Source organism: Mycolicibacterium chlorophenolicum, assembly GCF_001044235.1.
Taxonomy (GTDB): Bacteria; Actinomycetota; Actinomycetes; order Mycobacteriales; family Mycobacteriaceae; genus Mycobacterium; species Mycobacterium chlorophenolicum.
In genome coordinates this window covers 166,787-178,729 of the sequence record NZ_JYNL01000068.1, presented here as the reverse complement: position 1 = coordinate 178,729, position 11,943 = coordinate 166,787, and the positions used below count along the sequence as shown (strand labels likewise).

At 67.1% G+C, this 11,943-nt stretch carries 13 protein-coding genes; 4 read left to right on the top strand and 9 right to left on the bottom strand.

The window, feature by feature from the left end; genetic code table 11:
* Position 1: 1 nt before the first annotated feature.
* The gene (locus MCHLDSM_RS28905; RefSeq protein WP_048473240.1) at positions 2-457 is read right to left on the bottom strand and encodes a hypothetical protein; all 456 of its coding nucleotides are present in this window, start codon (positions 455-457) and stop codon (positions 2-4) included.
* 123 nt (positions 458-580) lie between these two features.
* Positions 581-1,870 carry a cytochrome P450 gene (locus MCHLDSM_RS28900; protein ID WP_048473239.1) on the bottom strand — a complete coding sequence of 430 codons (1,290 nt, stop codon included), beginning with the start codon at positions 1,868-1,870 and terminating at the stop codon, positions 581-583.
* 136 nt (positions 1,871-2,006) lie between these two features.
* Here MCHLDSM_RS28900 and MCHLDSM_RS28895 point away from each other — a divergent pair, with 136 nt between their 5' ends.
* Complete coding sequence (locus tag MCHLDSM_RS28895; protein WP_048473397.1) at positions 2,007-2,630, top strand: TetR/AcrR family transcriptional regulator; 624 nt, start codon at positions 2,007-2,009, stop codon at positions 2,628-2,630.
* Here MCHLDSM_RS28895 and MCHLDSM_RS28890 read toward each other — a convergent pair.
* From MCHLDSM_RS28890 to MCHLDSM_RS28860, 7 genes are all read right to left on the bottom strand, one after another.
* Positions 2,618-2,902, bottom strand: coding sequence for a cytochrome C oxidase subunit IV family protein (locus MCHLDSM_RS28890; protein ID WP_322788658.1), 285 nt, complete (start codon positions 2,900-2,902; stop codon positions 2,618-2,620). The genes MCHLDSM_RS28895 and MCHLDSM_RS28890 overlap by 13 nt on opposite strands.
* A 4-nt stretch (positions 2,903-2,906) precedes the next feature.
* Complete coding sequence (locus tag MCHLDSM_RS28885; RefSeq protein ID WP_048473237.1) at positions 2,907-3,494, bottom strand: cytochrome c oxidase subunit 3; 588 nt, start codon at positions 3,492-3,494, stop codon at positions 2,907-2,909.
* On the bottom strand, positions 3,491-4,216 hold the full coding sequence (locus tag MCHLDSM_RS28880; protein WP_048473236.1) for a hypothetical protein: 726 nt from the start codon (positions 4,214-4,216) through the stop codon (positions 3,491-3,493). The genes MCHLDSM_RS28885 and MCHLDSM_RS28880 overlap by 4 nt, the downstream gene beginning before the upstream one ends.
* Positions 4,213-4,968 carry a hypothetical protein gene (locus MCHLDSM_RS28875; RefSeq protein WP_048473235.1) on the bottom strand — a complete coding sequence of 252 codons (756 nt, stop codon included), beginning with the start codon at positions 4,966-4,968 and terminating at the stop codon, positions 4,213-4,215. The genes MCHLDSM_RS28880 and MCHLDSM_RS28875 overlap by 4 nt, the downstream gene beginning before the upstream one ends.
* An 81-nt stretch (positions 4,969-5,049) precedes the next feature.
* A complete protein-coding gene (locus tag MCHLDSM_RS28870) occupies positions 5,050-6,204 on the bottom strand; it encodes a thiolase family protein (protein WP_048473234.1) in 1,155 nt (384 codons plus the stop codon).
* On the bottom strand, positions 6,201-6,656 hold the full coding sequence (locus MCHLDSM_RS28865; RefSeq protein WP_174545791.1) for a Zn-ribbon domain-containing OB-fold protein: 456 nt from the start codon (positions 6,654-6,656) through the stop codon (positions 6,201-6,203). The genes MCHLDSM_RS28870 and MCHLDSM_RS28865 overlap by 4 nt, the downstream gene beginning before the upstream one ends.
* Before the next feature lie 59 nt (positions 6,657-6,715).
* On the bottom strand, positions 6,716-7,444 hold the full coding sequence (locus tag MCHLDSM_RS28860; RefSeq protein WP_048473233.1) for an enoyl-CoA hydratase/isomerase family protein: 729 nt from the start codon (positions 7,442-7,444) through the stop codon (positions 6,716-6,718).
* 82 nt (positions 7,445-7,526) lie between these two features.
* Here MCHLDSM_RS28860 and MCHLDSM_RS28855 point away from each other — a divergent pair, with 82 nt between their 5' ends.
* From MCHLDSM_RS28855 to MCHLDSM_RS28845, 3 genes are all read left to right on the top strand, one after another.
* Positions 7,527-9,071 carry an AMP-binding protein gene (locus tag MCHLDSM_RS28855; RefSeq protein ID WP_048473232.1) on the top strand — a complete coding sequence of 515 codons (1,545 nt, stop codon included), beginning with the start codon at positions 7,527-7,529 and terminating at the stop codon, positions 9,069-9,071.
* Between the two features lie 63 nt (positions 9,072-9,134).
* The gene (locus MCHLDSM_RS28850) at positions 9,135-10,325 is read left to right on the top strand and encodes an amidohydrolase family protein (protein WP_048473231.1); all 1,191 of its coding nucleotides are present in this window, start codon (positions 9,135-9,137) and stop codon (positions 10,323-10,325) included.
* Positions 10,326-10,335: 10 nt separating this feature from the next.
* Positions 10,336-11,832 (top strand): FadD3 family acyl-CoA ligase, encoded by a 1,497-nt coding sequence (locus MCHLDSM_RS28845; RefSeq protein WP_060937601.1) that lies wholly within the window; start codon positions 10,336-10,338, stop codon positions 11,830-11,832.
* The last annotated feature ends 111 nt before the right edge of the window (positions 11,833-11,943 follow it).

The window sequence follows — 11,943 nt, the reverse complement described above, 5'->3', positions numbered from 1 at the left end:
CTCACATCCTGGTCAGGAAGAAGGGATAGGTGAGCTGACCGCCGGGGGCCCCGTCGCAGCCGGCGGCGAACGACGAGACGAGCTCTCCGGTCAGCGAGGTGGCGTCCCAGGTGTAGACGTCGTGGGTGGGAATCGTCGGTCCGTAATAGATGTCGCCGCAACGCAACCCGAACGGGTCGTCGATCACCATCGTGTAGCGGTTGTCCGCCAGCATCGCCTCGATCTGGCTGTAGACCGCTTTGGCGATCGGCTGGGGCAGCGTGTCGACGTCGATGCAGTCCTGGCGCTTGGAATTGTCCGGGTTCCGGCACGGCGCGATCATCGACCAGACGTAGGTGTGGAAGTCGCGCCGGTCCGGAATGTGCAGCAGATAGTTGCCCAGCGTCATCGCCGACGCGCTGGGCGCGGACACCAGACCGGCGACCAGCAGGGCGGCGATGGCCACGACCGACTTCACATGATCCTCCGTGTCGGGCTCGATACCGGGCGAGCTGAGAGCGTCATTCTCTCCAGTGAGAATAACAACTCCGCGCAAGCGTGACGGCGGAACGGTCCAGCGAGCCCGCGACGGGGGAGATACTCAGCCGGCAGGGCTGAAGGTGATGTTCAGCGACGTCAGTCCGCGCAGGATGAACGTCGGTTCATAGGTGTACCGACGAGCGTGCGCGGGGCCGTGATGGTCCTCGTCGATCGCGATGTCGCGCATCCGATCGAGGATCCGTTCGATCGACACCCGGCCCTCGACGCGGGCCAGTGGTCCGCCCGGGCAGGAGTGCACGCCGCGGCCGAACGCGATGTGCTCCCGGACGTTCTTGCGGTCCAGATCGAATTCGTGGGGATGGGCGAAGCGGTTCGGATCCCGGTTGACCGCGCCGGGGCACACCATCATCGTGGTTCCAGCGGGCACATCGACGTCGCCGACCGTCGTGTTCTTGCGAGCGAGGCGGAACTGACTCTTGACCGGTGCGTCCATCCGCAACGCCTCCTCGACGAAAACGGGGATGCGGGTTCGGTCGCCGCGCAGCCGCTCCTGGATGTCGGGATGGTCGCCGAGCACGCGCAGAGACGCCGTGAGCAGCTTGGTGGTGGTCTCCTGCCCGGCGGCGAACAGGAACGTCGCCGAACGCACCACCTCGATCACCGGCGGCGTCGACCCGTCCGGGTACTTCGCCGTCGCCAGCGCGGTCAGCACGTCGTCGCGCGGCTCCCTCCTGCGGTCCTCCAGGTAGCCGATGAACTTCTCGTCCAGCCACTCCAGCGGGTTGGCGCCCACCAGATCGCTGTGGTCCAGCGAACCGACATTGGCGCCCGGCCGGGGTGCGCCCAGCACGGTGCGGAACTCCTCGTGATCGCTCTCGGGGACGCCGAGGAGGTCCGCGATCACCAAGAGCGAGAACGGCTTTGCGAAGGCGGACAGGAACTCGCAGCGTCCGGCGGGCTCCCTGGCGAAGATGTCGTCGAGCACCTCGTCGGCCAGCCGCCACATGAAGTCCTCGTTCTCCTTGAGCCGGCTCGGCGTCAGGAGCCTGTTGAGCAACGACCGGGCGTTGGTGTGGTCCGGCGGATCCATCGTGACCATGTGCTCGAACATCGGCATCTGCGGGCGGTGCGCGGAGATCTGATCGGTGATGTCGTCGCCTTCGGGGACGAACGGCAGCGGCGGGAACGGACCGGCCACCGCAATGCACGACGAGAACGTCTCCGCGTCCTTGAGGACCGTGGCGGCTTCCTCGTACCCGGTGACGGCCAACACCCCGTAGTTCGGTTCGCGCACCACGGGGCAGCGGTTGCGCAGATGATCGAAGTACGGGTGCGGATCGGGCACCAGCGACGGATCGGTGAAGTAGTCGATCGTGTCGAAATCGCTCATGTCCCGGGCCTCCTGAAGTGGTGTGTTCCGCGAGCCTCGACCGAGGGAACGCCGCGAAATGCTGAGCACTTGCTTAGCATGGTGCAAGAGTTAGGGTCAAGGTTCCAACACGACACGCGCAGGGAAGGTGGTCGCCGTGGCATCGCCACGCCGGATCGGGGCGCCGGACGCGAAGAACCGCGTCGTGCTCCTCGACGCCGCCGAGCAGTTGCTCATCGAGGAGGGCTACGCGGCGGTCACCTCGCGACGCGTCGCCGACCGGGCCGGACTCAAGCCGCAGCTGGTGCACTACTACTTCCGCACGATGGAGGACCTCTTCCTCGCGGTGTTCCGGCGCAGGGCCGAAGAAGGACTCGCCGTACTGAGCACCGCGCTGCAGTCGGAGCAACCGCTGTGGGCGCTGTGGAATTTCAGCACCGCTCCCGAGGCCACCCGGCTGACCATGGAGTTCATGGGTCTGGCCAACCACCGCAAGGCGCTGCGGGCCGAAATCGTCTATTACGCCGAGCGATTCCGCCAGGAGCAGAACACCGCGATCGCCGAGGCGCTGCGCAGGCACGGAATCGACGCGACCGAGGTCCCTCCGGTGGTGTGGACCGTGTTCGCCACCAGCGTTTCTCAGGCCATGGTCGTCGAGCGCGCCCTGGGTATCAGCACCGGGCACGCGGAGACGTTCGCGTTCTGTGAGCAGTGGCTGCGCCGGCTGGAGGGCGATCCGTTGCCGGCGGCGGTCGAAGATCCGGCGGCTCACCAGAGGTAGATCGCCAGGATGGACGCCCACAGCGTCACCAGCCACACGTCGGTGGCGCGGCGCAACCATGCGGGCGCGAAGCGGACTTCCATGAAGCTGCGCACGATCACCCGCCCCTTGATGACGGCAAGGGTGACCGCGGTGACGGTGAGCGGCACGCTGGCGGTCGCGGAGCCACCGGCATGCCCCGGTGCCAACCACCACGAGATCACGGTGACCGCGCAGAGGGCGGGCCAGGCCCCGGTGAGCGCGCGGATGGTGCTCGTCGTCGGTGTCGTCACGATCTCACCTCATCACGTAGAGCAGGGCGAAGATGATCACCCAGAGCAGGTCGACCATGTGCCAGTAGACGGCCCCGGATTCGATCAGCGACAGGCGCCGCTTGTGCACAATCCGGATCTCGCGCAGCACGATTCCCATGATCACCAGCCCGACCAGGACGTGGAACACGTGCACCCCGGTGAGCATGAAATAGAACATGGCGAACTCGTTGCCGCCCATGGTGTTTCCGTCGGCGATCATGGCCGACCACTCGTAACCCTTCAGTGCGACGAACACCACCCCGCACCCGCCGGCCAGCATGGTCGACCGCGCTGCAGCCTCATGCTCGCCGCTGCGGGCGCGCACCACGCTGCGGGCGATGAACCAGGAACTCGTCAACAGCACAAGGGTGTTCAGCGCTCCCACGTTCAGGTCGAGGTGCTGTTGGGCCTCGAGGAATCGGTGCGGGTTCATCGCCCGGTGCACCATGAAGATCAGGAAATAGGCGCTGAAGATCAGCAGGTCGCCCAGCACCATCACCCACATGTGGCGGTCACCGGGGAGGTGTCCGTTCGTCGAGGGTGTCGTCGGCGCCGCGGTGGTCTCGGTCATCCCACCGGCACCTCCTCGGCGGATCGGCACTCGTTGGCGCGCTTGAGGAAGTAGATCACGCACGACAACCAGAAGCCGAAGATCACGGTGCCCATCCAGAACGAGATCGAGCCGTTCCACGCGAACGGGCCCGCCGTGCTGATGAACACCGGGACGGCGAGAAGCTCGGTGACGATCTGCCAGATCGACACGTAGGCAAGCCATTTCGGGAAGATCTCGTTGCGGTCGTAGAGAATCGCGACGGCGAACGCGAAGTAGGCGGTGGTGAAGCAGCCCAGCGACCCGACGTAGGACAGCAGGCCCAGGTCGTACAGCAGCGCGAGCAGTTGGGGGTCGCGGTCGGGCCGGTAGACCGCGGCGAGAAAACAGAACGCGACGAGAAGGCATCCCGGCAGCGCGCCCACGGCCATCGAGCCGATGTAGGCGTAGGCCAGCACGGAGCCGGTCGTCATGCGCTTCATGTGGTAGGCGACGATGCCGTTGGCCACCCCGGCGCCGCCCACGATGAGAACGAGCGTCCCGAAGCCGATACCGATCGTGGTCGCGTGGTCGGCGAAGAACTCGGCCTGCTGCGCCTCGGTGATGTCGGGTCGCGGTGGCGGCATCACCCGGGCCAGCGCGAAGAAGACGACCCCGAACGCGGTGTAGAAGGCCGGCACGATCCAGAAGACCAGCCAAAGGTCGCGTGTCGTCGCTCGTCGGACGTCGGTCGGTGTGCTCACCTGGCGATGCCTTCGTCGATCGCCTGACGGTGCAGCGTGTTTCGCAGGACGACGAACATCACGGTCACGAACGCGACGAAGGCCGCGATCCGCAGCCAGAAGGACACGGACCCGTTCCAGGCCAGCGGGCCCGTGGAGACGACCGCTGCCGCGGCGGCAGGCGCCATCGCCAGCCCGGTGAGCACGGCGACGTGCCCCACCCAGCGAGGGAACACGGGATCGGGGCTACCGTGTGAGCCGGTGTCGAAGAAGACCGCAGCGGCCAGCAGCAGGTTCTGGGTGACGAGCATGCCGACCGGGGCGACCAGGGTGATCCAGGCCAGATCGTTGAGCAGCTGCACGAGTTCGGGATCGCGATCCGCGCGAAACGCGGCGACCAGAAAGAAGATGTCGGCGAGTGCGAAGAGTGTCGCGCCGCTCACCACCGCGGTGAGGTAACAGTAGGCCAGCACATGGGTCTGGGTGCTCATCCGCTTCATCTGGACCACGATCAGCATGAAGAACGGCAACAGCATGATCGCGCACAGGTTGTAGGTGAGCATGCTGAACCGGATCATCGCGGTGTTCTCGGCGTAGAAAGCCGCGACTTCGGCCGGTGACATGTCCGGTGCCATCGGCGGCAGAAATCCCGGGAACGTCACGAAGGCGATGAGCAAGATCGCCCCGACCACCGGGGTGATCCACAGGCACACCAGTTGGGCCTTGAGCGCGCTGGTGCTCGGAAGTTCCTCTGCCGCAGCCAGAATCTGCATCGGGCCCTCCCTCGCGTCCGGTAGCCGATCGGCTACCGGCGACAGTAGCCGATCGGCTACCAAAGCTCCAGGGCGACGTCCTTACAGGGACAGGATGGTCGCCGACGCGGTGCCGGGCGCCCCGTAGACCTGGGCCAGCCCGACCCGGGGAGTGCCCGGCACCTGACGGTCACCGGCCTGGCCGCGCAACTGGCGGACGAGCTCGTGCACCTGCCGCAGGCCGGAGGCTCCGATGGGCTCGCCGTTGGCGATCAGCCCGCCGTCGGTGTTGACCGGCATGCTTCCGTGGATCTCGGTCGCGCCGTCGGCCAGCAGTTTCTCCTGCTCGCCGTCGGCGCACAGGCCGGTCTCGGCCATGTGAATGACCTCCGCGCCCGCGTCGGTGTCCTGCAACTGGGCGATGTCGACGTCTTCGGGCCCGATCCCGGCCGCCTCGTAGGCGGCCCTGGCCGCGTACACCGTCGGAGACGGATCCGCGTCGAGCGGTGCTGAGGTCGCATGCACTTCGTAGGCGCCGAACGTCCGCGTCCGGATCTCACTGGCGCGCACGTAGACCGGCGTGTCGGTGAAGGTGTGCGCGAGGTCGCCGCGGCACATGATCACCGCGGCGGCGCCTTCGTCGGGCGAGCAGAACATGTACTGGGTCAGCGGGTAGTTGAGCACCGGGGAGTCGAGGATCTCCTCGACCGAGATCTCCTTGCGGCGGAACGCGTTCGGGTTGAGGGCGCCGTTGCGGAAGTTCTTGTTCGCGACCCGCGCCAGGGTCCGCTGGGAGATACCGTGCTCGTGGATGTAGTGATTGGCCTTCATCCCGAAGAACTTGGTGGTGACGAACTGCCCGTTCTCGGCGTACCACTGCGGCAGGGCGAGTTTGGCGGGATCGTCGGTGAAAGCACCGCGGGGATGCTTGTCCAGCCCGATGGCGATGCCGATGTCGTACTTGCCCAGCCGGATCGTGTCCGCGGTCTGCTGGATCGCCGACGCCGAGGTCGCACACGCGTTGAACACGTTGGTGAAGGTGATCCCGGTCAGCCCGACCAGTCGGGTGACGGCGTCGGGATTGGAGATCTCGTAGCTGCCTCCGAAACCGAACTGAATGTCCTGCCAGCTGATTCCGGCATCGGTGAGCGCGAGATCGATCGCCTCGGCGCCCATCTCCATCGCGGTCTTGTCGAACCGGCCGAACGGATGCAGGCCGACGCCGATGATCGCAACGTCGGGGGCGGTACCGGTCATGCCGTGGCCTCCTGGTCGTCGATCGGCCGGAACGCGAAGGTGACGACCTCGGTGCCGTCGTCGTCGGTGGTGAACGGAATCATCGTCAGTTCGACGCGTCCGCCGAAATGCAGTTTGGCGGGCTCGTTTTCGGTGAGCCGGCCCTCGACCCGGATGACGGCGTCGGCGCCCTCGCCCAGTTGCACGAGGCCCACCCCGAACGGCACGAAGTCCTTGCCGGCGGGACCCTTGTACGGCGGCCCCGGCGGAAACCCCTGGGTGGTCCAGGCGACCAGGGTGCCCCGGCGGGGGAGCAGCGTCTGGCTCATCGCGGCGGCACTGCACCGGGGGCAACGCTGCTGGAGCGGAAAGGCGGTGGCGCCGCAGACGGCACAGGTGCTGCCGATGAGCTGTGGGTCGTCATCCGGCCAGGTGGAGATCTCGGGCGCCAGCGCCCGCTGCGAGGTGGACACTCGATGACCATAAATGGAAATGCCGTTCTCGTCCAGAGAGAACGGATTGGCCGTATGGGTTATTCGCCGTTCTGGCGGCCCTTGTTCATCACCCTGTCCGCCGCAGCCCAGTGTTCGTCGGAGGCCCACAGGCGCGCGAACGCCGCCACGGCCTCGGTGGTCGGCACGCCGCGCATGACGCGCTTGACCTGGCCGGCCGGCACGGTCGCCAATGATCGGGCGATCGGCCGCCACTGCTCGTCGAACGACGCACGCGGGATCACCTGGTCGATGAGCCCGATCCGCTCGGCCTCCGCCGCGCCGAGGATGCGTCCGGTGCCCGCCAGCAGCAGTGCCCGGCTGTACCCCACGAGTCCGACGAGGCGTTCGGCCCCGCCCCACGCCGGCATGATCGCGAGCGCGACCTGATTGAAGCCGATCTTGACGTCGTCTGCGGCGATGCGGATGTCGGCGGCCACCGCGAACTCCGCGCCGCCGCCGAGCGCGTGGCCGTTGAGGGCGGCGAGCACGGGGGCCGGAAAGCTCGCGATCCGATCGCAGATCGACCTCATCCGGTAGGCCATCGCGGCGGCCTGCTCCTCGGTGCGCAGCGCGCTGAGCTCTTTGAGATCGCCGCCGGAGACGAAAGCCCGGTCGCCGCCGCCGGTGAGGACAAGACCCGCCGCACCCGAGGCGCCGTCGAGGGCCTCGTCGAGCTGATCCATCGTGTCGAGAGAGATCGCGTTGCGGGCGTGCGGCCGGTCGATGGTGATGGTCGCCAGACCGTCATCGATGTCGAGGTCCACCATCGGGCGTTCTCCCTTTACGGTATTGGCATTCTCGTTGGCGGAGAATAGCATCGTCTCCCGGACGGGAGGTGACGCGACGGACATGCGAAGTATCCCCGCTGACCTGGTCAGCCGGTACGAGCGGCACGGGTGGTGGACCGGGGAGAGCCTGGGGGAACTCATCGCGACGGGACTGGAGCGCAGTCGAGACACCGGCTTCCACGTCCATTCCGCGGTCCGGCCCTACGCGGGAACCTGCGGGGAGGTGGAACGCGACGCGCGCCGCCTGGCCGCGGGCCTGGCCGCCCGGGGCGTCGGACCGGGCGATGTCGTCGCCCTGCAGCTGCCCAACTGGCGGGAGGCCGCCGTGACGTTCTGGGCCTCGGCGTTTCTCGGCGCGGTCATCGTCCCGATCGTGCACTTCTACGGCCGCAAGGAGCTGGCCCACATCCTCGCGACCGCGCGACCGCGCGTCTTCATCACGACAGAGGCGTTCGGCCGCATGCGCTTTCAGCCCGACCTCGCCGCCGACGTCCCGATCGTCGGCCTGGTCGGCGACGCCTCGTTCGACGACCTCCTGGCTGACGAGCCGTTCGAGGGCACCGCCGCGGTCGACCCGTCGGGCCCCGCGCTGATCGCGTTCACCTCCGGCACCACCCGCGATCCCAAGGGCGTGATCCACAGCCACCAGACGCTGGGTTTTGAGACGCGCCAACTGCTCGAGAACTACCCGCCCGGCCGTGGGCGCCAACTGACCGCGACCCCGGTCGGGCATTTCATCGGCATGATCGGAGCGTTCCTGATCCCGGTCCTCGAGGCAGCGCCGATCGATCTGTGCGACGTCTGGGACCCGGCGAAGGTGCTGACGCTGATCGAGCGCGACGGACTGTCGATCGGAGGTGGCCCGCCGTACTTCGTCACCAGTCTGCTCGACCATCCCGACTGCCGGCCCGAACATCTCGCCCACTTCACCACCGTCGGTCTCGGCGGCTCGTCGGTGCCGTCGTCACTGACCCGGCGGTTGGCCGACCTCGGGATGTTCGTCTTCCGCTCCTACGGCAGCACCGAGCATCCGTCGATCACCGGGTCGCGCCCGGACGCTCCCGAGGAGAAGCGTCTGTTCACCGACGGTGATGCCCGGCCCGGGGTGGAGATCCGCCTCGGCCCGGACGGCGAGATCCACAGCCGCGGACCCGATCTGTGCCTCGGCTACACCGACGACGAGCTGACCAGGCGCGCGTTCGACGAGGACGGCTGGTACCGCACCGGCGACATCGGAACCCTCGACGAGGACGGCTATCTGACCATCACCGACCGCAAAGCCGACGTCATCATCCGCGGCGGCGAGAACATCAGTGCCCTCGAGGTCGAGGAGGTGCTGCTCGCCATGCCCGCGGTGGCCGAGGCGGTCGTCGTCGCCGCGCCGGACGCACGGTTGGGCGAGCGGGCCGCCGCGGTGCTGCGGATCCGGGCCGGCTACGCGATGCCGTCGATCGACGACGTGCGCGCGCACTTCCGCCGGGCCGGGGTCGCGACGCAGAAGTGGCCGGAGGAGTTGATGGAGGTCGACGACTACCCGAGGACCGCCAGCGGCAAGGTGCAGAAGTTCCTGGTGCGCGAACACGTGCGGATGACGACGGCGGGGTAGCGGGCCGTTGCGGCCGACAGCGAATGAGAATACGATTCTCGCGAGAGGATAAGGAGTTTTTCAATGGGCCAACTGTCGCACAAGGTCGACATACCGTTCCCGCTCTTCGACGCGGACAATCACCTCTATGAACCGCCGGAGGCGATGACCAAGTACCTGCCGAAGGAGTACAAGGACGTCGTCCAGTACGTCGAGGTCAACGGGCGTACCAAGATCGCGCTCAAGGGTCAGATCAGTAACTACATCCCCAACCCCACGTTCTCGGTGGTCGCCAAGCCGGGTGCGTGGGAGGAGTACTTCAAGTTCGGCAACCCCGACGGCAAGAGCAAGCGCGAGCTGTTCGGTGAACCGATGAGGGCCATCCCGGCGTTCTTCGAACCCGAACCCCGCATCGAGAAGATGAACGAACTGGGTCTCGACCGTTCGCTGATGTTCCCGACGCTGGCCAGCCTCATCGAGGAGCGGCTCTCCGACGACCCCGTCGCGATCCACGTCCTCATCCACGCCCTGAACCAGTGGCTCGACGAGGTCTGGGGCTTCAACTATCAGGGCCGCATCTTCACCACCCCGGTGATCACGCTGCCCATCGTCGAGAAGGCGATCGAGGAGCTCGAGTGGGCGGTCAAGCGGGGTGCCCGCGCGATCCTGATCCGGCCGGCCCCGGTGCCCGGCTTCCGGGGCCCGCGGTCCTTCGCGCTGCCGGAGTTCGATCCCTTCTGGGAGCGGGTGGTGCACCACGACGTGTTCGTCGGCATGCACTCCTCGGACAGCGGCTACTCGCGCTACACCTCGGAGTGGGACGGCGCGGCGCAGGAGATGCTGCCGTTCCAGACCAACGCGATGTCCATCCTCAACGAGTGGCGCCCGATCCAGGACGCAGTGGCGTCGTGGGTGATCCACGGTGCGCTCTTCCGGCACCCCAAGCTGAAGGTCGGTATCGTCGAGGCCGGCTCGAAATGGATGTTCCCGCTGCTCGATTCGATGGCCGAGGTGTGGAAGAAGGCGCCGGAGGCGTTCCTGGGCAACCCGATCGAGGAGATCAAGAACCGGATCTACGTCAGCCCCTTCTACGAAGAGGGCATCGACGACCTGATCAATCTGATCGGCGTGGACCAGGTGCTGTACGGCTCGGACTGGCCGCATCCCGAGGGCCTGGCCGAGCCGACCCACTACGTCACCGCGCTGGAACACCTCTCGGTCGAGGATCAGGCCAAGATCATGGGCGGCAACCTCAGTCGTCTGGTCACCACCTGACGTCGCCCACTTGACCTACGTTGCCAGGTGGCAGACCATCCCCGAGATGGTCGCCGCCGCGGCGGACCGATTCGGCGACGCCGAAGCCGTCGTCGACGGTCCGCTGCGCTTGTCATTCTCCGAGGTCGTCGATCGGATCCGTTGTGCCGCAGGCGCCTTCGCCGATCTCGGCATCGGCGCCGGAGACCGTGCCGCGATCTGGGCGCCGAACAGCGCCGAGTGGATCATCGCCGCGTTCGGTCTGCTCACCGCCGGCGGCGTGCTGGTGCCCGTCAACACCCGGTTCAAGACCGAGGAAGCCGCGGACGTCATCGGGCGCAGCGCGGCCAAAGCGGTCCTGGTCCAGCAGGGCTTCCTGGGCGTCGAATACACCGCCCCCGCGGGGGTTCCCGTCATCGACCTGAAGTCCGGGTTCCTCGGCAGCGGTGAGCCGTTCAGTCGCCCGGTACAGGCCGACGACATCTCCGACGTCATCTTCACCTCCGGCACCACCGGCCGGCCGAAGGGGGTGATGATGAGCCACGCCCAGAACCTGCGGCTCTACGAGGAGTGGTGCGACCTGGCCGACCTGCGCCAGGGCGACCGCTATCTGATGGTCAACCCGTACTTTCACACCTTCGGCTACAAGGCCGGGTTGATCGCGTCGTTCCTGCGCGGGGCGACGATGCTGCCGGTGCCGGTCTTCGAGATCGAGCATGTCGTCGAACTCATTGCCCGAGAACGCATCACGATGCTCCCCGGGCCGCCCACGCTGTACCACTCGCTGCTGGCCGTCCCGGACAAGAGCGGACTGCGCACCCTGCGCGCCGGCGTCACCGGCGCGGCGGACATCCCGGTCGAGCTGGTGCGCCGCGTGCACGAGGAGCTCCCCTTCCAGACGCTCGCGACCGGATACGGCCTCACCGAGGCCGGCACCGTGACGCTCTCACGGCCCGGGGATTCGTTCACCGACATCGCCACCACGGCCGGGGTGGCGTGTGACGGCGTCGAGATGCGCATCGCCGAGGACGGCGAGGTGCTCGTGCGCGGATACACGGTGATGCAGGGCTACCTCGACGATCCGGTCGCCACGGCCGAGGCGATCGACGCCGACGGCTGGCTGCACACCGGCGACCTGGGCACCCTCGACCAGGCCGGTCGGTTGCGGATCGTCGGCCGCAAGAAGGACATGTTCATCGTCGGCGGATTCAACGCCTACCCCGCCGAGATCGAAGGTTTCCTGCTCGAGCATCCCGCCGTTGCGCAGGCGGCGGTCATCGGGGTCCCCGACGAGCGGCTGGGCGAGGTTGGCAAGGCGTTCGTGGTGCGCTCGGCGTCGGCGGACGGCGGCGGGCCTGCGCTCAGCGCCGAGGAACTGATCGCATGGAGCCGCGAGCGAATGGCCGGTTTCAAGGTGCCCCGCTCGGTAGAGTTCCTCGACGAGCTGCCGGTCAACGCGACCGGCAAGGTGATGAAGGACAAGCTGCTCGAACAATCGGCGCTGAGCAACCGCACAGCACGTAGATAGCATTTCCGCAGTCGAGAGCTTTGTCCGGAGGTCTCGCGCCGGGGTATGGTTTCAGCCATACGCAAAAATGAAGAATGCCATTCTCATAAGCCTCTCAGGTAGGCGACACAG

Excerpts from the sequence above, each read along its gene's own strand:
- MCHLDSM_RS28875 (WP_048473235.1), bottom strand. The coding sequence starts at position 4,968 with ATGCAGATTCTGGCTGCGGCAGAGGAACTTCCGAGCACCAGCGCGCTC.
- MCHLDSM_RS28900 (WP_048473239.1), bottom strand. The coding sequence starts at position 1,870 with ATGAGCGATTTCGACACGATCGACTACTTCACCGATCCGTCGCTGGTG.
- MCHLDSM_RS28860 (WP_048473233.1), bottom strand. The coding sequence starts at position 7,444 with ATGGTGGACCTCGACATCGATGACGGTCTGGCGACCATCACCATCGAC.
- MCHLDSM_RS28870 (WP_048473234.1), bottom strand. The coding sequence starts at position 6,204 with ATGACCGGTACCGCCCCCGACGTTGCGATCATCGGCGTCGGCCTGCAT.
- MCHLDSM_RS28850 (WP_048473231.1), top strand. The coding sequence starts at position 9,135 with ATGGGCCAACTGTCGCACAAGGTCGACATACCGTTCCCGCTCTTCGAC.
- MCHLDSM_RS28885 (WP_048473237.1), bottom strand. The coding sequence starts at position 3,494 with ATGACCGAGACCACCGCGGCGCCGACGACACCCTCGACGAACGGACAC.
- MCHLDSM_RS28855 (WP_048473232.1), top strand. The coding sequence starts at position 7,527 with ATGCGAAGTATCCCCGCTGACCTGGTCAGCCGGTACGAGCGGCACGGG.